Here is a 23,578-nt window from a genome sequence, read left to right on the forward strand (position 1 = left end):
CGTTGTTTGACGACGCCGGGCGTTGGACGACAGCGCCGCGCGGCGTCGTGCGAGCGCGCCGCGCCGCGTGGCGCTCGCTCGACGCCGCGCGAGCGCGTGGCGTCGAGCGCGCGCCGTTCACCCCGTGTTGCGCATGCCGGCGGCGATGCCGTTCAGCGTGAGCAGGAGCGATCGATCGCGCCCCGAGTCCCCGCCGCGGCTCGCCCGCAGGAGCTCGACTTGCAGGAATGAAAGGGGGTCGACGTAAGGATTGCGCAGCGAGATGGACCGCTGGAGCGTCGGGTTGCCCTCGAGCAGCCGCCGGTTGCCCGTGAGCCGCTTGAGCCACGACCGCGTCCGCTTGTATTCCGCGATGATCCGCGGCGCGACCGCCTTGCGCGCGGCGGCCGGCGCGAGCTCCGCGTAGCCCGCGAAGATCGTCATGTCGGCCTTCGCGAGCACCATCTCGACGTTGTCGATGACCGCCCGGAAGAACGGCCACGACGCCATCATCTCCTTCAGCAGCTCCGCGCCCTCGGGGCGCTGGCCCATCGCCTCCAGGCCGCTGCCGACGCCGTACCACCCCGGGAGGATGGCCCGGTTCTGGGTCCACGCGAAGACCCACGGGATCGCGCGCAGCGACTCCAGGCCGCCCGCGCGCCGCTTGCTCGGGCGCGAGCCGAGCGGCAGGCGCGCGATCTCGTCGATCGGGGTCACGGCCGTGAAGAACTCCACGAACTTGGGCTCCTCCCAGACGAGCGCGCGGTAGGCGCGCCGGCCCGTCTCGGCGAGCTCGTCGAACGCCGCGGCGAAGCGCAGCTCGGACGCGGCGGGCGGCCGCGGCTGCGCGCCCAGCGTGTGCAAGAGCACGCCGCTCAGCATGATCTCCAGCGTGCGCATCGCGAGCTCGGGGCGCGCGTATTTGTGATCGAGCGCCTCTCCCTGCTCGGTCGCCTTGTAGCGGCCGCCGACGCTGCCGGCCGGCAGGGCGAGCAGCGCCTGGTGCGCCGGTCCGCCGCCGCGCGCCACCGACTCGCCGCGGCCGTGGAAGACGCGGAGCGGCAGCTCCGCCTCCGCGGCGATCTTCGGCAGCGTCTCCTGCACGCGCCGGAGCGCCGCGCTCGCCGCGAGCAGGCCGACCTCCTTGCCGGAGTCGCTGTAGCCGATCATCACCTCCTGCACGCCGCGGGCGAGGACGTGCGGCCGGTACTCGGGGTGCGCGAGCAGCGCGCGCAGGATCCTCGCGCTGTCGTTCAGCGCGCCGAGCGACTCGAACAGCGGGACGACGTCGATCCGCGCGCACGAGCGCGCCTCGTCCCACAGCCCGGCGGCCTTCGCGCTCGAGAGCGCGGCGAGCACGTCGTGCTCGCTCTGGGTCATCGACAGGATGAGGGTGCGGCAGGACGACTCGCCGCCGTCGCGCTGCGCCGCGGCGATGCGCTGGAGCGCCTCGAACACGCGGCGCGCCTCGGGCGTCATCTGCGCCGGCTCGACGCGGCCCTCCGCGAGGCAGGCGGCCGCAGCGCGCGCGTCCTCGGCCGGCGCGCGCATCTCGAGCTCCGCGAGCGCGAACCCGAGCGCGCGGACCTGCGAGAGCAGCCCGCGGGCGCGCCGCTCGCCGGAGCTCGCGCAGCGCGCGGCGCGCAGGCTGTCGGCGACGACGGCGAGATCGCGCTCGAGCTCCGCGGGCTCGCGGTAGGGGACCGCGAGCGTGGGCTCCTCGGGGCGCACGAAGGCGCGCCCCTCGCGCGTGGGGCCCTGCCCGGAGCGCGCGCGCGCCTCCGCGCGGCCGTTCTCCGCGTGCTCGAGCGTCGCGGTGAGGCGCGCCTCGATGAAGTGCAGCTTGCGGCGCCACGGCTCGCCCTCGGTGCGCGGGCCGAAGTGCGCGGACACCTCGGGCATCGCCGCGGCGTCCTCCTCGATCGAGGCGAGCAGCCAGGGCGGCGGCGTGACGTGCCGGACCGACTGCGACAGCGCGCCGCCGAGGTCGCGCGCCGCCCGGATGAGCCGGCGCAGCCCGCGGATGCGGTAGGCGAACAGCGCGTCCTCGAGCACGGCGGGCACGACGAACGGGTTGCCATCCATGTCGGCGCCGACCCACGAGTGGATCCGGAGCGGCACGATCTCGGCGTCCAGGGGCTCGCCGTACGCGGCCTCGAACGCGCGCCCGATCGCCGCGGGCAGATCGGGGAGCAGATCCCAGAGGATCTCCTCGATGTACCAGGCGACGTTCTTCACCTCGTCGCCGACGGTGGGGCGATCGCGGCGCACCTCGTCGGTCTGCCAGAGCGCGGTGATCTCCTCGCGGATCTCGGCGAGCTTGCTCGCCGACTCGTCGGGCGTCAGCTGGCAGCGATCGTGCTGCTCGAGGTTCTTCGCGATGCGGTAGAGCTTCTCGAGGACGGTGCGCCGCGCCGCTTCGGTCGGGTGCGCGGTGAAGGTGAGCGTGACGTCGAGCGTCCTGAGCGCGGCCCGCACGCGCTCCGCGGGCACGCCGGCCTTCTTGAGCGTATGCATCGCGGCCTCGAGCGAGCCGCGCTGCGGCCGCGCGCCGGGATCCGTCGCGTATGCGCGCGCGCGGCGGATGCGGTGGTGCTGCTCCGCGAGGTTGACGAGCCGGAAGTAGACGGTGAACGCGCGGATGACGGGCTCGAGGCGATCGTGGGGCAGCTCCGCGAGCAGCTTGCTGAGCTCCGCGGCCGCGTGCGCGCGGCCGTCACTGGGGCCGCGCCGCCGGCGGATGGCGAGCGTGCGGATGCGCTCCTCGATGGCGAAGAGCTCTTCTCCCTCCTGCTCGATCAACACTTCCCCGAGCAGGCGTCCAAGCAGACGAACTTCTTTGCGAAGAGGTCGATCGACCTCGCGGCGGCGGGGCGGCATGGGCGCCAGCGTAGCGCGATGCGGCGTAAAACGGACCACCGAGTGTGGCCTGGGCGGACGGTCGGTGACGCCGGGGGTTAGGCGGCGCCGGGGGGGGTGGCACGGGGGGGGGTGACGCGCCTCGGGGCCTGGGCGGGTGGGCGGGGGTGCGAGCACGGTCCGTGCATCGCCCGTTCATCCGCGCCCTTTCGAAGCCTCGTCGAGCTCGTGTACCCTCCGGCAGATGGCCGATGATGTGTTCGGGATCGTCGGCACGACCCAGGGGGCGTTCAAGGTAGAGCGGGTCGTCGCCGAAGGTGGGTTCGGCGTCGTCTATCGGGCATACCACGAGGCTTTTCGAGCGCCGGTCGCGCTGAAGTGCCTCAAGGTCCCGGCGACGCTGCCCGAGCAGCTGCGCGTGCAGTTTCTTGAAAAATTTCGTGAGGAAGCGGAACTGCTGTTCCGCCTGTCGGCCGCGATCCCTGCTGTCGTGAGGCCGCTGCACCACGACGTGATCTCGGCCGCGAGCGGCGCCTTCGTGCCGTTCATCGCGCTGGAGTGGCTCGAGGGCCGCACGCTCGCGAGCCACATCGCCTCCCGCGCGGCGATAGGAGCGCCGCAGCTCGCGCCGGGGGAGGTGATCCGGCTGCTCGCGCCTGTCGCGCGCGCGCTCGAGGCGGCGCACCATTTCCCCGGGCCGAGCGGCCCCACGTGCGTGGTGCACCGCGATCTCAAGCCGGCGAACATCTTCCTCGCCCAGATCCACGGCGCGGAGGTCGTCAAGATCCTTGACTTCGGGATCGCCCGCGCCCGCGACGCCGCGACGGTCATGGCCGGCCAGACCGCCACCACGTCGGGCGGCCTCTCGACGGCGTTCACGCCCGCCTACGGGGCGCCCGAGCAGTGGGCGCCGAAGCGCTTCGGCAAGACGGGCCCCTGGACCGACGTCTGGGGGCTCGCCGTGACCGTCGTCGAGGCGCTCGCCGGCCGCGAGATCATCGGCGGAGATCACGTCGCGATGATGGGCACGGTGCTCGACGAGAAGCGCCGCCCCACCCCGAGGAGCGAGGGCATCTTCGTGCCCGACGCGCTGGAGGCCGCCTTCCGGCGGGCGCTGGCCGTGGATCCGCGCGAGCGCTTCCGGGACATCGGGGCGTTCTGGGACGAGGTCGAGCAGGCCCTCGGGCTGCCGCGGAGCGCTCCGCCGATCGCGGTGCCCAGCCGGAGCCAGGCGTCGGCCGCCGCCCGCGTCCGCTCCTCGGTGTTGCCCGCATCGCCCTCGTCGCCGGGATCGACGCGGTCGCAGGATCTCCTCCAGGGCACCGCCCTCGCGGCGCCGGCGGCGTTCGCGGAGGCGACGGCCCGGGAGCTCCACCTGCCGGAGCGCGGCGGCGGCCGCTTGCCGCCGCACAGCCTCCCCACCGAGCCGGTGGTGCCGCTCGCGCTCGACTGGTCTCCTCCCGCGCCCGCGCCCTTCGCGCGGCCGTCCTATGCGCCGTCGAGGATGCCGCCCCCGATGGTGGAGCGCTCGCCCGCGCGCCCCAGCCTGAGCACCGGGGAGCTCATGGCGATGTTCGCGTTGCCGGTGCGGCTCGCCGGCGCGGGCGTCGTCATCACCCTCCTCGATCTCGCGGCCGCCTCGCTGCTCTTCGGCGGCCAGCGCATCGGCGTGGGCCCCATCGGCGGCGTGGGCCCGATCGGGCTCTTCCACGTCGCGGTGGGCCTCGTGGTCCTGGGCATCGGGATCGCGGTGTTCCGGCTGTTCTCGTCGGACCGCTAGCGCAGCCCATGCCCGCGAAGCCGCAGGACCTGGGCGACACGCGGTGGGACGACGTCCGCGTCTTCCTCGCCATCCATCGGCACGGGAGCCTGGGCCAGGCAGGCGCGCGCCTCGGCCTCGACACGTCCACCGTCAGCCGCCGCTTGACGGCGCTCGAGGCGTCGCTCGGCGCGCGCCTCTTCGACCGCACCCGCGACGGCCTCGTCCCCACCCGCGTCGCCGAGCTCGTCCTGCCCGCCGCCGAGGCGATGGAGGCCGCGCACCGGCGCCTCGCGCGCGACGCCTCGGGCGCCGAGGCCGACGCCGAGGGCGTCGTCCGCCTCAGCGTCGCGCCGGGCTTCGCCGACTCGTTCGTGGTCCGGAGGCTCCCGCGCCTCCGCGCCCGCCACCCCAAGATCCGCGTCGAGCTCGACGCGTCCGTCCGCGTGCTCGATCTCACCCGGCACGAGGCGGACCTCGCCCTCCGCTCGATCCGGCCGGAGGGCGCCGACCTCGTCGTGACGAAGCTCGCGTCGGCCCGCTGGGTCGCCGCCGCCTCGGAGCAGCTCGTGGAGGACGCCGGGCCCGTCGAGGCGTGGGACGCCGTGCCGTGGATCGCCTGGGATCGCGACCTCACCAGCTTCCCGGCGGCGCGCTGGCTCGCGCGCCACGCCCCCGGGGCGGAGATCGCCCTGCGCACGAGCTTCTTCGTCTCGCAGCTCACCGCCGCGGAGATCGGGCTCGGCGCCGTGCTGGTCCCCGAGCCGTACCTGGAGGTGCATGCCCTCGTGCCGCTGAGGTTCGCGAGCGCGCTCGAGCCGAGCGCGGCGGAGTGGCCCACGGACGATCTCTGGCTCGTCGGCCACCGCGCCCTGCGCGACGTCCCCCGCGTCGCTGCCGTGTGGAGCTTCCTGATCGACGAGCTCAGGTCGCCGTGAGCGCTGTCACTCCTCGCGCCGCACGCCGGTCGATCCGTAGCCGCCCGCGCCGCGCGCCGTCGGCGCGAGCGCGGGGACCAGGACGACGTCGGCCAGGGCGACCGGGCAGATCACGAGCTGGGCGATCCGATCGCCGCGGTGCACCGTGAACGGCGCCGCGCCGAGGTTGATCAGCACGACCTTGATCTCCCCGCGGTAGTCCGGATCGATCGTCCCGGGGCTGTTCAGCACGGTAACGCCGTGGTGCAGCGCGAGCCCCGAGCGCGGCCGCACCTGCCCCTCGTGGCCGTCGGGGAGGGCGACCGCGTAGCCCGTGGGCACGAGCTTCCGCTCCCCGGGCGCCAGCGTCACCGGCGCCTCGATGGCCGCGCAGAGATCGAGCCCGACGGCTCCCTCGGACTGGTAGGCGGGGGGAGGGACCTCGATCGGCCCCACGCGAAGGAAAGGCACCTGGATGCGCACGCGGCGCAGCCTAGCCGGTCACGGGCGCGGCAGCACCGCCTCGAGCGCCGAGCCCCGGAGCGCCTCGAGCGCCGAGTCCGACCACGCGCGCGCCCGATCCGAGAACCCGGCCTCCACCGCGCGCCGGAGCAGATCGAGCGCCCCCTCGAGGTTCCCGTCCTTGGCGCTCGCGCGCGCCGCGTCGTACGCGTCCTGGCCGAGGCCCGCGCGGCGGAAGATCGCCTCGTAGAGCCGCGCCGACCAGTCGAACGCGCCGCGCTCGAACGCGATCTCCGCCATCCGCCGCGCGTCGTCCTCCGAGAGCTGCTCCACGATGTCCAGCGCCACGGCCGCGGCCCGCGCCACATCGCCCTGCTCCACGAGCACCCGGATCAGCGGGCCCGCGACCTCCTTCCGGTCGTCGCCGGCCTCCCGGGCCGCCTCGAGCACCTTCCGCGCCTGCTTCAGCTCCCCGAGCGCGAGGTGCACCGCCCCGACCAGCGCCGGGTCCGGCTCGCCCTGCTTGCGCGCCTGCGCGAGCGCTTCCCCCGCGCGCTTCGCATCGCCGAGGAGCAGGTGCGACCAGCCGATGAGCTCGTGCGCCTCGCGGAGCGCGCGCTTCGGCGGCGCCGGCGACTGCGCGAGCACCTCCGCCGAGAGCGCCATCGCCTCGCCCGTCCGCTCGTCCTCGACGGCCCGGCGCGCCCGCTGGAGCAGGACAGCCGTCTCGGGCGGCATCGGCTCCTCCTGAAACTCCGCTCGCCGGCGGTTCATGGACGGCGATGGCGCCGCCGGCTCGCTGCGAAACCGCTGCAGGCTCTGGAACGCGGACATGACGAGGATGAAGGAGAAGAAGAAGAACCCCGCCCTCAGGAAGAAGATGGCGAGGAGCACGGCGAAGATGCCCGAGATGGCCGCCGTCAGCCGGGCCCGCCGCGGGCCGAGCGCGTGCTCGAGGACGTGGCCGCCGTCGAACGGGAGCACGGGGATCAGGTTGAGGAGGCCCCACCACACGTTGACCTTGATGAGCATCTCCATCCCGTTCAGCAACAGGGTCGGCAGGGCGTAGAGCGCCGGGACATAGCTGAGCACGAGGTGAAGGACCCCGGCGACGAGGAAGCCGGCGAACGGGCCTGCCAGGCTGATCAGCACGTGCTGGAGCCGTCCGAGGGGCAGGAGCGAGCGCCAGGTCGTGGTCCCGCCCATGAAGTGGAGCGTGATCTCCGGCTCGATCCGGTACCGCTTGATGGCGAGCGCGTGGCCGAACTCGTGCATCAGGACCGACAGGAAGACCACGAGGATCCAGACGAGGAACAGCCGGTACTGCTGACTGGCCACGATCCCGTACCCGAGCAGGGCGGCGGAGAGCCAGAAACCGAGCTGGACGTCGACCGAGACTCCAAACAGACGGAAGCTCATGCGCATGTAATAAGCCGTGCGGGCCGTTCGCTCAATGATTGCCGTGCAGACGCGGCCGGCCGTAGAGTGCGCGCCGCGCACGCGGCCGCGCGGACGCGGCGCCGGGAGCGAGCATGGGTAGGGAGATCCGGGTCAGGAGATGGGCGCTCGCCGGGGTTGCCGCGGCGGGCATCGCGTGCGGCGCCGCACCGGCGCCCGCGCCATCCCCCGGGGCCGTGCCGACGCCCGCGCTGCCATCGGAGGCCTCCGCGCCGGCCGCCGCCCGCCCGCCCGAGGCCTCCGCGCCGGCCGAGGCCGCTGCCGCGCCGACGGCCGCCGCGCCGCCCGCGTTCGAGGTTCCACCCAACACAGCGGTCCTCCACGTCGGCGACTCGTTCGCGGTGGCGGGCTTCGCGCAGGCGCTCCGCCCGAGGATGCAGGAGCACCGCGTGCGCTACGCGGTGAAGGCGGAGACCAGCTCGTACACGGTGACGTGGGCCTCCAGGATGGAGCTCCTGGTCGCCAACTACCAGCCGGACCTCGTGATCATCAGCCTGGGCGCCAACGAGGTGGAGAACGTCAACCCGCCGGCCCACGCCGGCGCGATCCGCCGCATCGTCAAGGCGATCGGCGGCCGCCCGTGCGTGTGGGTGTCGCCGCCGCTCTGGCGCAAGGACACCGGCATCATCGACGTGATCCGGACGAACTCGGCCCCGTGCCGCTTCTTCGACTCCGACGCGCTGGTGCCGGGCCCTCTTCCGCGCCAGAAGGACAAGATCCACCCGAACGAGGTGGGGGGCGCGCGCTGGGCCGAGGCCTTCTGGGGCTGGCTCACGGCGGAGCACCTTCCGGCCGGCGAGGCGGCGCCGGCGCGCAGCCCCTGGGCGCTCCGGCCGTCTCCGCCGGAGGAGCACCGCTCCCAGGCGGAGGCCCCGGAGAGCGCGGCCCAGCGAGGCGAGCAGGCGTCCGAGCGGCGGGCGGAGTGATTCCGAGCTGACCGGCCGGCGCCCTACGCCGCCGACGTCGCGACGCCCGCGCCGCGGTGGATCAGCCCAGGATCGTGGCCGAGCGCCCCAGCGATCGCCGCCCTCACGTCGCGCATCAGCCGGTTGCGGCCCCCGGCGCCGTAGGGCGCAGGATCGATCGGCGGCATGATCGTGACCACCACCCGGTGGTGCTCCTGCACAACGAAATCCTTCGCCCGGAGCACGTGCCGCGTGCCGTCGATCGCCACCGGGAGGATGGGCGTGTTGGTCTCGATCGCCATCCGGAAACCGCCGCTCTTGAACGGGAGGAGCGCGCCGGTCTTGCTCCGCGTCCCCTCCGGCGCGATCCAGACCCGGGTCCCGTCCTGCAGCATGGACGCGCCGACCTGCAGGCTCGCGCTGGCCTGGACGTGGTCGCTCCGGTTGATCCGGATGAACCCGGCCGCCTTCATCGCCTGGCCGAAGATCGGCACGTTGAACAGCTCCTTCTTGGCGATCATCCGGAGCCGCCCGGGGATCGCGCGGAACACCACCGGGATGTCGAAGAGGCTCTGGTGGTTCGACATCACGACGAACGGCCGCGCGCCCGCGGCGTTCTCGCGCCCGCGCACCACCAGATCCACGTCCGCGTCCTCGAGCACCTTGCGCGCCCACCAGTCCAGCCGCTCATCGCAGCGCTCGAGGGTCACACGCCCGATCATCGCGTCCACCACGGTCGGAAAGCAGATCCGGGCAGTGTCGAAGATTCCCATGAACGTCGTCTGAAGGCTCATCGCTCTCTTCCCGCTGATTCCGCTGAAAGGTGAGGGGATCGCGTGGCGCGCTGGCGACCGGGCAGGCCCTGCCTTACGCGGCGGGCAGGCAACCCCCGAGGGGCGCCGAGCTCATCCAGTGCTCATGCAGCGCTCATCCAGCACTCGTCCACTGCTCGTCCGTACGCGAACGCCGCAAAGTATACCACTCAACCCCCGGCTGTGGTGCCGGTCACGGTCACTACCACACGGCGCGCGTGGGGAGAACTACGGTGCTCCCAGACATACAGGGCTTGCCAGGTCCCGAGCGCGAGGCGGCCGCCGGAGATCGGGATCACCTCGCTCGAGCGGGTGATGGCGCTCCTGAGGTGGCCCGGCATGTCGTCGGGGCCCTCGTCGTCGTGCTCGTACTCGCGGCCCTCCGGGGCGAGGCGCGACATCCAGCGCTCCAGGTCGCGCAGGACGGCCGGATCGGCGTTTTCCTGGATGATGAGGCTCGCGGACGTGTGCTGCAGGAACACGGCGCAGAGCCCGACATCGACGCCCGCGCCGGCGACGATGCGCGCGACCTCGCGCGTGATATCGACGAAACCCCGGCCGTTCGTGCGGATCTCGAGCGTGCGCTGGACGATGGTGGTCACCGCGCCATCTTAGCCGCCTTCAGCGCGGGCGCCCGGCGCGACGTCGACGATGAGCCCCCAGCTCGTCCATCGCTGGAACCACACGCCGACGCGCTCGGCCAGCGCCGCGCCCGTCAACTCGCCGCCGCCCGTCGCCTCGCTGGAGGCCTCCGCTCCGTGGGCTCCGGCCGCGACCTCCTCGCACGCCGGGACGAGCGGTACGCCCCGCCCGAGCGCCTCGAGGAGGGCGAACGCCGGCGGCTCGAGCTCCTCGAAGCGGATCGTGAGATCGGCGCCGCGGAACACGGCGAGGTGGACGGGGCGGGGCGCGGGCGGCGCGGGCGACCGACCCTGCTTGAGCTCGCTCCGGAGGACGTGCGCCGGGTGGCCGAGCCGCACCAGCGCGAGCAGCGGGTGAAGGACGATCCTGGCGGTGGACCAGCCGTCCGCCGGCATGCCCGTCACCTTCGCCGGATCGAGCGGAGGGGGCGAGGCGCCGTCGAACAGATCGACGAGGGCGTGCTCGTACCGCGCCACGTCGCGCGCGAGATCCCGCAGGGCAGGGGGGAACCCCTCGTGCGCGGCCGCGAAATCGGCGACGTCTCGCCCGAGGTCGCGCAGCGTGAAGCTCGCGGGCGGGTGCGCCGCGAGGTAGGCCCTCGCGAACGCGTCGAAGCCGTCGTCGCCGAGGACGTGCGCCAGCGCGGGGTAGTCCTCGAGGAGCGCGTCCCTGTGCCGCAGCCAGAACTGCCGCCTGTAGATGTCGGCCTGCTCGGCGGGCGCGAGCCGCTCGCTCCCGGCGACGTGCTCGCGGCACAGGCCGGCGAGCTCGGCGTCATCCGGGAGCGGCGCGCCGGCCGTGAACATGCGGGTGAGCTGGCGCATCAGGGCGGCGAGGCCGGCCGGGGGCGCGGGGTCAGGCGGCGCGCGCACGCGCCACCTCCTCGCGGATCGCCCGCGCCTTCTCCGCCTCGGCGGCGAGGACCTCGAACGAGGGGATGTCGTCGTCCCACTCGATCAGCGTCGAGACGTCGCCGGCGCGGGCGACCGCGCGCCGGTAGAGCGCCCACACGGCGTCGACCACGTGATCGCTGTGGGTGTCGAGGATGTACGCGCCCTGGTGCGCGTGGCCGGCGAGGTGAAACTGCACGATCCGGTGGTGCGGCACGCCGTCGATGTAGGTCTCCGGATCGAAGCCGTGGTTGTACGAGGAGACGTAGACATTGTTGACGTCGAGCAGGATGCCGCAGTCGGCCTCCTCCGCGACCGCCGAGAGGAACTCCCACTCGCTCATCCGGCTGGCCGTGAAGGTCAGGTAGCTCGACACGTTCTCGAGCGCGAGCCGGACCTCGAGGAAGTCCTGCACCACCCGCGCCCGCGCCGCGACGTGCCGCACGGCCTCTTCGGTGTACGGCAAGGGGAGCAGGTCGTGCAGGTTGATCCCGTGCGCGCCCGTCCAGCAGAGATGATCGCTCACCCAGGGCGAGCCCACCCTGGCCAGCAGCGCCTTCAGCCGGCGCAGGTAGTCGAAATCGAGCGGATCCGTGCTGCCGATCGACAGCGAGACGCCGTGCTGGACGAGGCGGTAGCTCGAGAGGACGCGCTCGAGGTTGGCGATCGGCATGCCGCCGTCGACCATGAAGTTCTCGCTGATGATCTCGAACCAGTCGACCCGGGGCCGGTGCTCGAAGATGTGCCGGTAGTGCGGGATGCGCAGCCCGACGCCGACGCCGAGGTCGGGGAGTCCCAGCCGCATCCGTTCGAGGTTCACCATGGTTCACCGCGAGCCTTGCTCAGGGGTGGAGGGGTGCGCCGCGGCGCCTCGCGATCCAGCGGATCCGGCGGTTCCGCGTGGCATGGCCCGACGGCCCGGCGGATCTGGCGGATCCACGTGGATCCACCTAGATCCGTCGGGCGGGGCGCGCCGAACCTACGACGAGCAGTCGGCCGGCTTGCAGCCGCCCTTGCCCTTGCACTCGTTCTGGCCGGCGCACGCGTGGCTGTCGCTCTTGCAGCCGCCCTTGCCCTTGCACTCGTTCTTGCCGGCACAGCACGCCTTGGCGGCGTTCTCCGGCGCCGCGGCCGGAGGCGCATCGGCCGCGGGGGCGGCGCCCGTCTCGGGCGCGGGCGGAGGCGCCGAGGCGCAGCCCGCGAGGCCCGCCACCATGCCCGACACCGCCGTCAACGCCAACGTCTTGCCCATGTCGATCGTCATCTGATCCTCCACGCTCGTCTTCGTCGCGATCACCGAGCCCACCGCGCGCCTCGCCCGAATGGCGCGCCCGCACGCTGGAGCCCGTCGGGTCTCGCCGGCCTCTCGACCGCGCTGAGCCCATCGGCTACGCGTCACTACGTCCGGCCGGTTCCACGGTTTCACTTCGGACGCGTTGATTCTTCATTCAACTCCCCGTAAGTGAGCGGGGTTGACCTCCACGCCCACGCGAGCCCCCCCTGCGTGCACGGCGTCCGGCGGCGTAGCCTCTGTGGCTGGGGCGCGCGGCCAGCGTGCAGCGTTCCATGCACGACGTAACTCGCTTCGGACGGTAGGCGCAAGACAAAGCGTCCAGCGCGGCGCGCCGGCGCCGTGGCGCGTCCTCGTCCACCCGCGCCGCGGGGCGCTCCCCGTGCTCGCGGCGCTCTCGCTGGGGGCGTCCGGCTGCGGGGGGGCTCCGCGCGCGGGGGGCGGCGCGGCGGGTGATGCGGCCTCCGGGCGCGAGATCCCGGTCGAGGCGATCGCCGCCGAGCTCGAGGCGATGAGCGGGGCGATCCTCGAAGGGCGGGAAGCGACGTTCCGGGACATCCTGGCCGACGCGATCGCGAAGGACGCGTACCTGTGCCAGCCGGCTCCGCGCCGCGTCTTTTCCGGGGCGCGCGGCGACGTGCCCGAGGGGGAGCGGCGGATCGCCGGGGTGATGCCGCATTACGGCCTCTTCTTCGGCCCGATGAGCTACCTCGTGCGGCGGCGCGGCGGCGCCTGGGAGGTCGACGTGCGGATCGCGGTCGACCCGCCGGAGGGCGCGGGCTGGATCGAGCTGCCCGACTGCGGGCTCTCCGCCCGGCTCGGGGGAGCGATCGCGTGCCGCGGGACGCCGTACGCGCGCTCGGGCTCGACGGACGCTTGCCCGGGGTCCGGCGTGTTCACGGCGAGGGCGACGCCGGCCGCGATCCGCGCGCTGCTCGCGCGCTGGTCGGACGAGGCCGAGGGGTACTGGAACCGCGACGCGCGCGCCTTCGGGCTGCCGGTGCGCTACGACTTCGACTTCGTGCTGGCGGACGAGGCGCGCGCGCGGGCGCTCCGGGTCGACCTCGCGGTGCCGCTCTCGCCGACGTGCGGCAGGACGCCGTACTTCAGCGCGATGCGGGCCGGCTGGTCGCTGCCCGTGCTCGCCCACGAGGTGGGGCACGTGCTCGGGCTGCTCGACGAGTACGAGGCGCTCTCCGGGATCGTCCGCTGCTATCCGAAGACGCCGTTCCCGGGCGCCGAGATCAGCCGGATGGGGCTGTCGATGAAGGAGGAGACGCGGCTCCTGCCGATCCATCACTACCTCGTGCTCCGCCGCTTCTTCTGCCGCGAGCCCGCGTCCATCGACCCGTATGCCGGCGCGGTCCGCTGACCCGATGCCGGCGCGATCCGCCGAGCGCTCCACGCGGCCCTGCGCCGGCCGCAGCCTCGCGGCAGCGGCGCTCGCTTACGTCAGCGCCGCGGCGCTCGCGTGGACGGGGCTCGCGGGCTGCCGCTCGGAGCCAGAGCGCGGCGCGGCGGACGCGGGGCCGAGCGCGGCGGAGGCGGGAACCAGCGCGGCGGACGCCGGGGCGTCGGACGTGGCGCCGCCGCTGGTGGGGGCGCCTCCGGGGCCGAGGGCGCTCGCGCCGCCGGCGGAGCCGCGCTGTCCGCCGGAGATGGTGCGGGTCGCGCGCCGGTTCTGCGTCGATCGCTACGAGGCGGTGCTTCTCGACAAGGAGACGGGCCTCGAGATCTCGGCGTTCTATCCTCCGTCGCGCCAGGCGGCCGCGTCCGTCGAACGCGTGTGGTCGAAGATGCGGCTACAGCTCGGGGACGACGAGGCGCGCCGGATGGAGCTGCCGCTCCTGCCCGGCTGGCAGAAGCAGCGCGAGTTCGAGCCGCGCGCGGTGTCGCGCAAGGGCGTGCTCCCGCAGGGCTACACGACCGGCGCGCAGGCGGATCTCGCGTGCCGGAACGCGGGCAAGCGGCTCTGCTCGCTCGAGGAGTGGCGGACGGCGTGCCGCGGCGAGCGGGACGAGCAGTTCCCGTACGGGCCGACCTACGCGGACGGGCGGTGCAACGTGTTCCGCGAGCACCACCCGGCCGGCGTGCTCCACCGCGACGTGACGCTCGGGCACAGCGACCCTCGGCTCAACCTGGTGCGCGTCGCCGGGGCGCCGCTCTTGCGGCGAACGGGCGAGACCGCGACGTGCACGAGCGCGTGGGAGGACGACGCGATCGCCGACATGGTCGGCAACCTGGACGAATGGATCGACGATCCGGAGGGGACGTTCGTCGGCGGGTTCTACGCGCGCGCGACCCGGGAGGGGTGCATGGCGCGCGTCGCGTCGCACGACTTCACGTATTTCGACTACTCGACCGGCGTCCGCTGCTGCTCGGATCTGCGCGCGCCGTTGTGACAGCGCGCGCAGCCGGGGGCCGCTGGACGCGCGACGAAGATGCCGCTCTCCGGCAAGCCAGGGAGGGGGAGCCGGCGCCGGTGAGAGAAGAGGCGCCGAGCCCGTGTGGCGGCTCGCGCTTACTCCCGCCTGGCCAGTCCCTGCCGGACGACCTCTCTGGCAACGAACGGGCTCCATTCCGGGAGCAGCTCCAGCGGCAGCCGTCCCTCCAGGTACGGCACGTAATACAGCTCCCGTGCGGCGATGCACTCTCTGTCGTTGAGCTTCAGTCGCTCGATGGTTGCCTGGACGCGCTCGCGCACCTCGCCGTCGAGACCTTCCGCTGGGAGCACCTGGAGGAACGACAGCTCCAGGACGAACCACCCATCAGGGATCTCCATCGGATCGAGGACGTCGTCGAAATCGCGTTTGCGCGCGTTCATGAGCGAGCACACGAAGCGGAAGTTGCTCCACTCGTACGCGAGCTCGCGGCGCTTCGACTTCGGCGCGGCGTGATCGACGGAGCGCGCGCCGGTGCCTCGCGGAACGATCACGCACAGATAGGCGCAGATGCTGCGGTAGCTATCGCGGAGATCGTCGAGGCACTCCCGCCAGGTTGGGGGTAGGTGCTCCGCGTTCGCGGCGAGGGCGCGCAGGCCGGGCTGCCGGACGAGCGCGTCGAAGCGCGCCGGCTCCGGCTGGAGAGGTACATGGATCACGGCGTGAGCCCGGCCTGACGCGCCCTGACGAGCCAGCGCGCCCAGAAGGGATCGGTGTCCTTGAGCACGTCAACTGCGCCGCCGGGGCACTCGAGCCAGCGACGCGCCACGGCACGGCCCTGCGCGGACGAGGGGAAGGCGGCCCAGCGTCGTCGTGAGGCCCAGCGCACCGCTGCTGCGCGGATGTGCGCGCCGCCGTTGCGGGCGCGCGGCCGCGGCGGAGCGGGACGATCTGGTAGCATCGGCCGCTGCGCGGAAGGACGTCGCGCTCGTGCGACACCGCGGGGAGGACCATCGATGCTCGCAGCCCGATACCACGTCTACGATTCAGCGGTGCTCGACGTGCCCATCGAGGAGGCATGGAGAGAGCTCCGCGATATCGTCGCGCTCCTGCCGATCGTCTTTGGTGACGGCGTAAAGGACTACCGTTACGTGGACGGCGGCTCGGCGGAGAAGATCCCGTCGCGCTTCGAGTTCACGCTCCACCCGTCGGGAGACAGGGCCGTGGAGGAGGTGGTCGCGCGATCCGAGGCCGAGCACTCCCTCACGTACCGGCTGCTCGGGCAGGTCCTGGGCATCGAGGGGTACACCGCGACGTACCGGCTCCGCCGCATCACGACCGAGCCGAGCAAGACGTTCGTCGAGTGGCCCCGGGAGTTCGGCGTGGCAGCGGGCCACGATCCGGCGGCGGTCGTCCCGTCGATCGCGGCCCTCAGCGCGAAGGAGATCATGACCATCAAGGAGTACTTCGCGAAGCGCCGCCGCTCCACGTGACGCGCGTCGGCTCGCTCCACGCGCGCCGCGGCCGGGGTCCGCGACGGATCGGATCCGTCGTCCGTCGGGACACCCTCAGGTCGTGGGGCGGCCGACCGCGAGGAAGGCCTCCTCGCCCTTCGGGCGCCGCCGGTCGCGCCAGACGAGCGCCGCGGGCAAGACCAGCACGGCCGCGAAGAGGCACGCGAGCTCGCCGATGACCGCGGCGACGCCCAGGCTCCGCACCGCGTAGTTCTGCGAGCGGACCAGGGCGAGGTAGCCCAGCGTCGTCGTGAGGCTGCAGAGGATCACGGCGCCGCCCGTCTCGCGCACCGCGGTCAGCGCGCCGCCGGCGCCCTCCCGCGCGTACCGCTGCACGATGTTCACTGCGTAGTCGACGCCGATGCCGAACGTCAGCGGCAAGGCGATGAAGTTCAGGAAGTTGAGCTTCACGTTCATCAGCACGAGCAGCCCCGCCATCCACGAGACCCCGACGAGCAGCGCGCCGAGCACCGCGAACGCCGGGCGGCCGCCGCGGAAGGCGACGAGCACGACGAGGACCGTCGCGGCCAGCGAGAAGAGCACCGCCGGCGGCACGTCGTCGATGATCGCCGCCCACATGTCCGCGTAGATGACCGCGCGCCCCGAGCCCCGCACCACGCTGCCGTCGGGGAGCCGCGTCTCGCGGTACGCGTCCGCCCACCGGAAGAGGTAGTGCGCGTCGTGCACGCTCTCGGGCGTGATCGGGCTGATGTACACGATGCGCCCGCGCGTCCCGTCGGTCTCGGTGAAGGCGCGCGCCACGCCCGCCGGCAGATCGTCGATCCCGAACGGCGCGAGATCGTCCGGCGGGATGACCGCCTGGATGCGGCGCCAGTCCTCGTCGCCCACGAGGCCGCGCTTACGCGCCCTGAGGACGCGATCCTTGATCCCCTGGAGCAGCGGGAGCTTCGCCTCCTGATCCCGCGGGACCAGATCCTGGAGGGCGTAGATCTCCTTGAACGGCTTCGCCCCCTCGGGCGCCGCGTCGCGCCTCGCGTAGAGCGCGGCGCGGAGCGGCTCGACCTGCTCGGGCCGGTCCACGAGGATCGCCATGCCGTCGGTGCCGACGTAGCCAGTGATCTCCTCCGCGAGCGAGCTCAGGCGGATCTGCGCCGCGCGGGCCCCCTCGTCGTTGCGGAGGTTCTGGAGGTTGTACTCCATCGGATCGGCGCGCACGTAGCTCACCGTGGCGACGAGGCCGGCCGCGGCCAGGGCGAGGCCCCCGAGCGTGAGCGAGACCGGGCTCCGTGACGCGAGCCGCGCGAACGGCGCGCCGAACGCGAGGCCGCCCTGAGCGCGCCGCCGCAACCTGCCGAGGAGGCCCGGCGACTCCTGCTCGAGGGGGACGATCCGGTCCATCACCGCGAGGATGCTCGGCAGCGCGACGAACGTGGCGACCCAGCAGAGCACCATGCCGGCGCTGCCGATGAGGCCGAAGTCATGGAACCCGCGGAACTCGGTGACGAGCAGCGAGCCGTAGGCGGCCGCGGCCGCGCAGCCGGCCGTGAGCGTGGGCAGCCAGGTCTCGCGGTGGGCGACGCGCACGCCCTCGAGCAGGCTCGCGCCGCCGCGGCGCGCCTCGAGGTAGCGCGCCATGTAGATGATCCCGAAGTTGATCCCGTTGCCGGCGACGATCGAGAAGAGGAACCCGGTGGCCATGTTGAGGTGGCCGAGCGCGAGCTGGGTGGCGCCGAACGTCCAGGCGACGCCGATGCCGATCGTGATCAGCATCGCGACGAGCGTGCGCAGGCGCAGGTAGTAGAGGAACACGACAGCGGCGATGAGGACCGCGCCCGAGACGCCAACGTCGGTCAGATCCTCGTTGATCGCCGCGTACTCGGCGATGCCGGTCTGGAGATCGCCGGCGAGGCCGTAGGTGATCCCGGGCTCGAACGAGGCGGGGCGCACGCGCTCGACGACCTCGCTCACGCGCCGGATCGCCTCGGAGCCGGCGGCGAAATCGCTGGCCATCACCTTCGAGCGGATGGCGACGACGACGGTCTTGCCGTCCTTCGACTGGTAGTAGCCGTCGGGGTAGCGCCCCGTGTCGACCCCCTGGAGGCCGAGGCTCTGCTCGATCGAGCTGGCGTTGATCTCGGGCGGCGGCTCGTCGTCGTCGAGCAGCGCGCCCGTCGCCTTGTTGACCTCGTAGGTGTAACGCGCCTCGATGTCGTCCCTGAGCTTGGTGAGCCTGTCGCGGTCGACGTAGAGCCCGGCGCGCGGCGAGAGGAAGCGGTAGGCCTCGTGCACCCCGTCCTCGACGCTGCCGACCCACGGGGGGCCGATCTTCTCGATCTCCGGGACGAGCGCGTCCGCGGCCCGCTGGAGCGCGGCGGTGGGCGTGCCCTCGCCGCCCTGGAGCACGACGAAGAGCGTGGAGACGCCGGCCGTCTTGGCCGCGACCCGGTCGAGCTCCTGCACGCTCGGCCGCGACGCCGGCAGCAGCGACTCGAACCCGGTCAGCACATGGAGCCGCGTCGCCAGGAAGAGGGCGATGACGGTGAGGATCCCGGTCGCGAGCAGCGGCAGCGCCGGCCGCTTCACCTGGAGCTCGGCCAGGCGCGACGCGAGCCCGCCGCCGCGCGACGAGGGCGGCGCGAGGCGGGGCGAGGGCTCGCGGGGAGCTTCACCGGAGCTCTCGTGTGAATCAGAGGAATCAGGGGAAGGATACGGGCGGGGCGCCGGAGGCGGTGGCATGGGCGGAGCGGACATGAGACGGTGTGTGGTTCCGGGGCGGAGAGGGACGTTGGAAGGACGGTGGAAGCGCCGGGGTGAAAGCGCCGGTGGACCACGTTCTAGGGAACGGGATCCCCGGAGAACAGCGGTCGTGTGCGGCGCGGCGACGGCGCGCCGCCGAGGTCCAGGTGGCCGCGGAGGCGCGCCGGGCCCGCGGGCGCTCCCACGGCCCCGCTGACCATGATGCGGTGTTCGGGATGCGCAACGACGATCTCGTGCGCCGCCTGATCGGTCAGGAGATCGCCCGCATCGCGGGGCGAAAAAGCGGCACTACAGGGAGCTCGTGACCGGCTCTCGACGTCATTGCCTCTAGGGATGGGCGCCCGGCGTGCCTCCCGTGTCGAGTCCGCTCCCCTACGACGCCTCTACCGGGGGCCTCGCACGATCGGAGGGGGCCTGTGAAGCCTCGCTCGCGTCGCGCACGGGCCAAGGCAGCTAGGGTGTCGCCGGCGGCCAAGCCCGCCGACCGATCGCCTCATGAGATATACGAACAGGCCCTGGTCCCGCGTGCCACAAATCCGGCCAGGGATCCGTCTCGCAAACGAAGAGAGAGTTGACGCAAAGACGCCAAGAGCGCAAAGACGCAAAAATACAAATTCTGTTCTTTTTTGCGTCTTTGCGTCTTTGCGTCTTTGCGTTGAAATCTCTCTCCGGATCCCGGGCCGACGCTCTGGCGGGCGGAACTAGGGGCTAGGCGGGGTCGTGCCGGCGTCCGCGGCCCCCGTGCGGCGAGGCTTCGCGACGCCGCCTGCGCCCCCGTCGCGGGGCGCGCCGGCGTCCACCGGCCCAGCGCCCGCGTCTACCGGCGCGGCGCCCGCGTCCACCGGCGCGGTGCCCGCGTCGGCCTCGGCGCCCGCGTCCGGCGGCGGCTGGTCGGGCGCCGCAGGGGGCGCGGGCGGCGGGGGCGCTGGGGGGAGCTCGCTCTCCCAGCACTCCGCCTTCGGCGGGGCCGCGAAGTGGACCGTGCGCGACGCGGCGTCGCCCTTCCGGGTGACGAGCTTGTCGGTCTTGAACACGGTCGCGTTGCCGCACGCGTACTCCGCGGTGTGCTTCGCCTCGTGCCCCGCCACGTGCGCCCGGGGCGCGCGCTCGTTCTCGCACTGGGCCCACTCGAGCTCGTACTCGGCGTCCTGATCGGAGAGGAGGATCCGGCTCGGCGGGTCGTCCTTGGACCGGCGCCCGGTGAGCGTCGTCCGGGTGATCGGCTCCTTGCCCTCGCGCACCGTCAGCGTGACCGGGAAGCGAAGGCTCCCGCGCATGTGGGCGCGCGTCGCGCCGATCTCGAAGTCGGGGCAGATAGGCTCCCCGTCGATCGGGGACGGCGTGGGTGGGCCGCCGCACGCGGCGCTGGCAAGGAAGCTGCCGAGGAAGAAGACGGCGAGGGGTCGGGCTCCGGGGCGGAGGTTCACGACGGGATTAGTCGTTTCCCCGGGTCCGCGCGTCAAGCGATCTTGGTCTTGCCCAGCTTCAGCACCCGATCGAAGTGCTCCTTCGAGACGGGCACCACGCTGAGCCGCGACCGCTTCAAGAGCGAGATCTCGACCAGCGACTCGTCGCCGCGGATCGTGTCGAGGCTCACCTGCACCTTGAGCGGCGCGACCGGCTCGATGTCCACCACGCTCCAGTCCTCGTCGGCGTCGGCCGTCGGGTCCGGGTACGCTTCGCGCTTGACGCGCGCCACGCCCGCGACGGCCTTGCCCTCGCTCGAGTGATAGAAGAGCACGAGATCCCCCTGCTTCATGGCCCGCATGTTGTTGCGGGCCTCGAAGTTCCGGACGCCGTCCCACATCGTCTGGCCGTCGCGCACGAGCTGCGCGAACGAATATTTCTGTGGCTCGCTCTTCATCAGCCAGTAACGGCGAGACATGCACGATCTCCAGGGCAGGCGCGAGGGCGGCGCCGGCCTCGCCGTCGCGCTCTCATCCTCGACGGACAGCCCGTCGATTTGACCGGCTACCCTAGCACCGCCCGTTCAGTCGGTGATCACGATCTTGGCGCCGTCCGGCGTTCGACGCGCGATCTCGTCAATCTCGTCGTCGTCGAGGGCGATGCAGCCGAGCGTCCAGTCGCTCTCCTTGTGCACGCCGGCGAGCTGCGCGCTCCCCACGCCGTGGATGCCGATGCTGTGCCCGACGCCGCGGCCCGGCGGGACCTCGCCGCGCCGCTTGAGCTCGGCGAAGCGCGCGCGGTCTTCCTCGTTCGGGTAGCTGACGATCAGGAACCGATGGAACAGGCCGTTGATGCGGCCCGCGACGCGGTACGTGCCGACAGGGGTGCGCCTGTCGCCCTCGTAGCGCTTCGGCCCCGGCCCGCCCGGCCCGAGGGCGACCCGGTAGGACCGGACGATCTTGCCGCCCGCGACGAGATCGAGCGTGTGCTCGCTCTTGTCGATCCGGATCTCGGTGACCGGCGGGGCACCGCGCTGGGCGGCGGTCAGGGAGGGGACCGTGTGGGTGAGGGATGCGGCGAGCAACGCCGCGGCGAGGACGAAAGGGGGCCTGAGGAGCATGCCCGACCGTCGGCGCCGGGCTGGAGAGTGTGACGCCCGGCCGGGGTCTGCAGTATTCTCGATCGGGCGCGTCACACTCCGCGGCCGCGGCGCGATGCAGGGTCGATGAGCACGCCGATGACCACCGAGGACCGCACCCCCGCGACGAACCCCCTGGCAGAGCCGGGGCTCCGCCGAGCCCTCGAGGATTTCGTGCGGCGGCGCGTCCAGAGCGGCGAGGTCGACGACGTGGTGCAGACCGTCCTCTGCGACGCGCTCGCGTCGCCGGGGCGCCCGGCCGACCCGACGGAGCTCCGGCGCTGGCTCCTCGGGATCGCGCGCCACAAGGTGGCCGACCACCACCGGCGCTCGGCCCGGGAGGCCGCGACGGATCTGCCCGACCTGCCGGTCGGACCGCCGCCCGTCGAGGCGCGCGAGCTGGCGCGCTGGGCGGAAGAGCAGGCCTCCGCGAGCCGGGACGCCCGCCAGACGCTGTCGTGGATGGCCCGCGAAGGAGAAGGCGAGAAGCTCGAGAGCATCGCCGCCGAGGAGCAGGTGCCCGCCGCCCGGGTGCGGCAGCGCGTGTCGCGGATGCGGCGATGGATGCGGGAGCGCTGGATGGCCGAGCTCGCCGCGGTCGCGGCGCTGGCCATCCTCGCGATCGTCGTCGCCCGGCTCCTGCGATCGACGAGCGAGACGCCCGTGATCGCGCCCCTGCCCGAGCCGCAGCCGAGCGCGCCGCCCGACGGGCCTTTGCCGCCCATCGCGCCGCCTTCGCCGCTCGACGCGCTGGAGCGCGCGCGGTCGCTGCGGGCCGAGGCGCTGCGCGCCTGCGACGAGGCGGCCTTCCGCCGGTGCCTGGACCAGCTCGACGAGGCGGATCGGCTCGACCCGGCGGGCCGCGACGCGCCGGAGGTCGCCGCGGCGCGCGAGCGCGCGCTCGAGGCGCTCCGCGCGCCGACGGAGAAGACCCCGGCGCCGGGGCCCGTCAACGAGAAGCTCGACAAGAAGGACGAGAGCAACTCTCGCCCCGCGCCGAAGCCTCGCCCGAAGGTGGCGCCTCCGCCCGCACAGAAGCCTACCTCGTCGGTGCCCGCGGAGCAGATGCTCAAGGAACAGATGCTCAAGTCGAGGAAAGCAGCGCCGAAATCGAAGATCGACGAGATGGATTTCCCGTCGGGGAAACTCTAGCTGCTCGCGCCAAGGAGCGAACGACGCGCCGAGATCGAGCCGAACTCGACGGCTCGCCGTCGCCTCCGGAGCGGGGGACCGACGCGCTGCCGAGGGGGAGCGGCGCGCGCCGCCGTACGAATCCATCTCGCAGTTTCCGGCGTAGTCGTCTAAACACGCTGGCGCTCGGCGCCATCAACGACGCCAAGGAGAGGAGCCCAGGAGATGCGAACGACGAGATGGCTTGGAATGGCATTCGCAGTGTCGCTGCTCGCGGCGAGCGCCGGCTGCGCGGTTGAGCCCCAGCAGCAGACCGCGAAGGCGCCGGCACCGCCGCCGCCGCCTGCGCCGCCTGCGCCGCCTGCGCCGCCCCCTGACGCGGACGCGGACGGGGTGCTCGACGACGGCGCCGACAAGTGCGTCGCCGAGAAAGAGGACGGCCTGCCGCCCGACGCCAAGGACGGCTGCAAGTCGACCGACCCGGACGGAGACGGCTTCGTGGCCGATGCCGACAAGTGCCCGACCGAGGCCGAGGTCAAGAACGGCTACAAGGACGAGGACGGTTGTCCCGACGTCCCGCCGGTCGCGCTGGACGGCAACGAGGTGAAGCTCAACGAGAAGATCGCCTTTGTCGCCGGCAAGCCCGATATCGAGCCCGCCTCCCAGGGGCTCCTCGCGAACATCGCGCAGATCCTCAAGGACCATCCGCAGATCCAGTTCGTCGAGGTCGCGGCCTACTCCGAGAAGGTCGGCAACGACGCCGCCACCGTGACGCTCACGAAGAAGCGCGCCGAGGCGGTGGTGAAGGCGCTCACCGCGCTCGGGGTCGAGAAGAACCGCGTGCGGGCCGCCGGCTACGGGGCGCACTGCGCGACCGATCCGGGCGAGACCGAGGAGGCGAAGGAGAAGAACCGCCGCGTCGAGATCAAGATCATGCGGCTCGAGGGCAAGGACACCGGCGTCGAGCTCGCCTGCGCCGCGGCCGCCACCAAGGGCCTCAAGCCGGCCGGCGTGCCCGCGACAGCGCCGAAGGGCCCCACGAAGGCCTCCGACCCGAAGCCGGTGGACCCGAAGGCCGCCGCCAAGCCCGCGGATGCGAAGCCCGCCGCCGCGCCTGCCGCACCGGCGCCCGCCGCCGCGCCGCCGGCTGCAGCGCAGCCCGCCGCGGCGAAGCCCGCCGCGCCTGCCGCACCTGCCCCCGCCGCGGCGAAGCCCGCGGACACGAAGCCGGCCGCGGCGAAGCCCGCGGACACGAAGCCGGCCGAGACGAAGCCCGCCAGCGTGAAGTAGGCGCTCGGCGCCGCGCAAGCGGGCA

The 23,578-nt window shown here is 73.0% G+C and carries 20 protein-coding genes and 1 pseudogene; 8 read left to right on the forward strand and 13 right to left on the reverse strand.

Annotated features, from left to right (window positions below):
- Nucleotides 1-117: 117 nt before the first annotated feature.
- Complete coding sequence (locus WMF45_RS19495) at nt 118-2,859, reverse strand: phosphoenolpyruvate carboxylase (protein ID WP_437718382.1); 2,742 nt, start codon at nt 2,857-2,859, stop codon at nt 118-120.
- Nucleotides 2,860-3,082: 223 nt separating this feature from the next.
- Here WMF45_RS19495 and WMF45_RS19500 point away from each other — a divergent pair.
- Both WMF45_RS19500 and WMF45_RS19505 read left to right on the forward strand, forming a co-directional pair.
- Nucleotides 3,083-3,964, forward strand: a pseudogene (locus WMF45_RS19500) (serine/threonine-protein kinase); the annotation flags it as partial.
- A 662-nt stretch (nt 3,965-4,626) separates the two neighbouring features.
- On the forward strand, nt 4,627-5,535 hold the full coding sequence (locus WMF45_RS19505; protein WP_437718383.1) for a LysR family transcriptional regulator: 909 nt from the start codon (nt 4,627-4,629) through the stop codon (nt 5,533-5,535).
- Between the two features lie 6 nt (nt 5,536-5,541).
- Here WMF45_RS19505 and dut read toward each other — a convergent pair whose 3' ends face one another.
- Together dut and WMF45_RS19515 are read right to left on the reverse strand one after the other, a co-directional pair.
- On the reverse strand, nt 5,542-5,997 hold the full coding sequence (gene dut, locus WMF45_RS19510) for a dUTP diphosphatase (RefSeq protein ID WP_437718384.1): 456 nt from the start codon (nt 5,995-5,997) through the stop codon (nt 5,542-5,544).
- A gap of 18 nt (nt 5,998-6,015) precedes the next feature.
- Complete coding sequence (locus WMF45_RS19515) at nt 6,016-7,395, reverse strand: M50 family metallopeptidase (protein WP_437718385.1); 1,380 nt, start codon at nt 7,393-7,395, stop codon at nt 6,016-6,018.
- A gap of 113 nt (nt 7,396-7,508) precedes the next feature.
- Here WMF45_RS19515 and WMF45_RS19520 point away from each other — a divergent pair, with 113 nt between their 5' ends.
- Complete coding sequence (locus tag WMF45_RS19520) at nt 7,509-8,360, forward strand: SGNH/GDSL hydrolase family protein (protein ID WP_437718386.1); 852 nt, start codon at nt 7,509-7,511, stop codon at nt 8,358-8,360.
- A gap of 23 nt (nt 8,361-8,383) precedes the next feature.
- Here the strand turns inward: WMF45_RS19520 and WMF45_RS19525 are convergent, their stop codons facing one another.
- From WMF45_RS19525 to WMF45_RS19545, 5 genes are all read right to left on the reverse strand, one after another.
- Nucleotides 8,384-9,133, reverse strand: coding sequence for a lysophospholipid acyltransferase family protein (locus tag WMF45_RS19525; RefSeq protein ID WP_437718387.1), 750 nt, complete (start codon nt 9,131-9,133; stop codon nt 8,384-8,386).
- A gap of 188 nt (nt 9,134-9,321) precedes the next feature.
- Complete coding sequence (locus WMF45_RS19530; RefSeq protein WP_437718388.1) at nt 9,322-9,753, reverse strand: secondary thiamine-phosphate synthase enzyme YjbQ; 432 nt, start codon at nt 9,751-9,753, stop codon at nt 9,322-9,324.
- Nucleotides 9,754-9,762: 9 nt separating this feature from the next.
- Nucleotides 9,763-10,665 (reverse strand): HvfC/BufC family peptide modification chaperone, encoded by a 903-nt coding sequence (locus tag WMF45_RS19535; protein WP_437718389.1) that lies wholly within the window; start codon nt 10,663-10,665, stop codon nt 9,763-9,765.
- On the reverse strand, nt 10,649-11,506 hold the full coding sequence (gene bufB, locus WMF45_RS19540) for an MNIO family bufferin maturase (RefSeq protein WP_437718390.1): 858 nt from the start codon (nt 11,504-11,506) through the stop codon (nt 10,649-10,651). Before bufB ends, WMF45_RS19535 begins: the two co-directional genes overlap by 17 nt.
- A gap of 156 nt (nt 11,507-11,662) precedes the next feature.
- Nucleotides 11,663-11,980, reverse strand: coding sequence for a hypothetical protein (locus tag WMF45_RS19545; protein ID WP_437718391.1), 318 nt, complete (start codon nt 11,978-11,980; stop codon nt 11,663-11,665).
- A gap of 376 nt (nt 11,981-12,356) precedes the next feature.
- Between WMF45_RS19545 and WMF45_RS19550 the strand changes: the two genes are divergently transcribed.
- Both WMF45_RS19550 and WMF45_RS19555 read left to right on the forward strand, forming a co-directional pair.
- Nucleotides 12,357-13,346: a hypothetical protein gene (locus WMF45_RS19550; RefSeq protein ID WP_437718392.1), complete on the forward strand. Its 990-nt coding sequence runs from the start codon at nt 12,357-12,359 to the stop codon at nt 13,344-13,346.
- A gap of 4 nt (nt 13,347-13,350) precedes the next feature.
- On the forward strand, nt 13,351-14,376 hold the full coding sequence (locus tag WMF45_RS19555; RefSeq protein WP_437718393.1) for a hypothetical protein: 1,026 nt from the start codon (nt 13,351-13,353) through the stop codon (nt 14,374-14,376).
- 119 nt (nt 14,377-14,495) lie between these two features.
- Here WMF45_RS19555 and WMF45_RS19560 read toward each other — a convergent pair whose 3' ends face one another.
- The gene (locus WMF45_RS19560) at nt 14,496-15,074 is read right to left on the reverse strand and encodes a hypothetical protein (protein WP_437718394.1); all 579 of its coding nucleotides are present in this window, start codon (nt 15,072-15,074) and stop codon (nt 14,496-14,498) included.
- A gap of 297 nt (nt 15,075-15,371) precedes the next feature.
- On the opposite strand from WMF45_RS19560, the gene WMF45_RS19565 reads away from it, so the two are divergent.
- Complete coding sequence (locus WMF45_RS19565) at nt 15,372-15,848, forward strand: SRPBCC family protein (RefSeq protein ID WP_437718395.1); 477 nt, start codon at nt 15,372-15,374, stop codon at nt 15,846-15,848.
- 75 nt (nt 15,849-15,923) lie between these two features.
- Here the strand turns inward: WMF45_RS19565 and WMF45_RS19570 are convergent, their stop codons facing one another.
- From WMF45_RS19570 to WMF45_RS19585, 4 genes are all read right to left on the reverse strand, one after another.
- Nucleotides 15,924-18,581: an efflux RND transporter permease subunit gene (locus WMF45_RS19570; RefSeq protein WP_437718396.1), complete on the reverse strand. Its 2,658-nt coding sequence runs from the start codon at nt 18,579-18,581 to the stop codon at nt 15,924-15,926.
- 707 nt (nt 18,582-19,288) lie between these two features.
- Nucleotides 19,289-20,014, reverse strand: coding sequence for a hypothetical protein (locus tag WMF45_RS19575; protein ID WP_437718397.1), 726 nt, complete (start codon nt 20,012-20,014; stop codon nt 19,289-19,291).
- 32 nt (nt 20,015-20,046) lie between these two features.
- Nucleotides 20,047-20,472, reverse strand: a complete 426-nt coding sequence (locus WMF45_RS19580) for an EVE domain-containing protein (protein ID WP_437718398.1) — start codon at nt 20,470-20,472, stop codon at nt 20,047-20,049.
- 105 nt (nt 20,473-20,577) lie between these two features.
- Nucleotides 20,578-21,114, reverse strand: a complete 537-nt coding sequence (locus WMF45_RS19585; RefSeq protein ID WP_437718399.1) for a L,D-transpeptidase family protein — start codon at nt 21,112-21,114, stop codon at nt 20,578-20,580.
- Between the two features lie 105 nt (nt 21,115-21,219).
- Here WMF45_RS19585 and WMF45_RS19590 point away from each other — a divergent pair, with 105 nt between their 5' ends.
- Both WMF45_RS19590 and WMF45_RS19595 read left to right on the forward strand, forming a co-directional pair.
- Nucleotides 21,220-22,284 (forward strand): RNA polymerase sigma factor, encoded by a 1,065-nt coding sequence (locus tag WMF45_RS19590; RefSeq protein WP_437718400.1) that lies wholly within the window; start codon nt 21,220-21,222, stop codon nt 22,282-22,284.
- A gap of 228 nt (nt 22,285-22,512) precedes the next feature.
- Nucleotides 22,513-23,553: an OmpA family protein gene (locus WMF45_RS19595; RefSeq protein WP_437718401.1), complete on the forward strand. Its 1,041-nt coding sequence runs from the start codon at nt 22,513-22,515 to the stop codon at nt 23,551-23,553.
- Nucleotides 23,554-23,578: the final 25 nt, after the last annotated feature.

It is taken from the genome of Sorangium sp. So ce448 (genome assembly GCF_051520915.1).
In the GTDB taxonomy this organism is placed as follows: Bacteria; Myxococcota_A; Polyangia; order Polyangiales; family Polyangiaceae; genus Sorangium; species Sorangium cellulosum_B.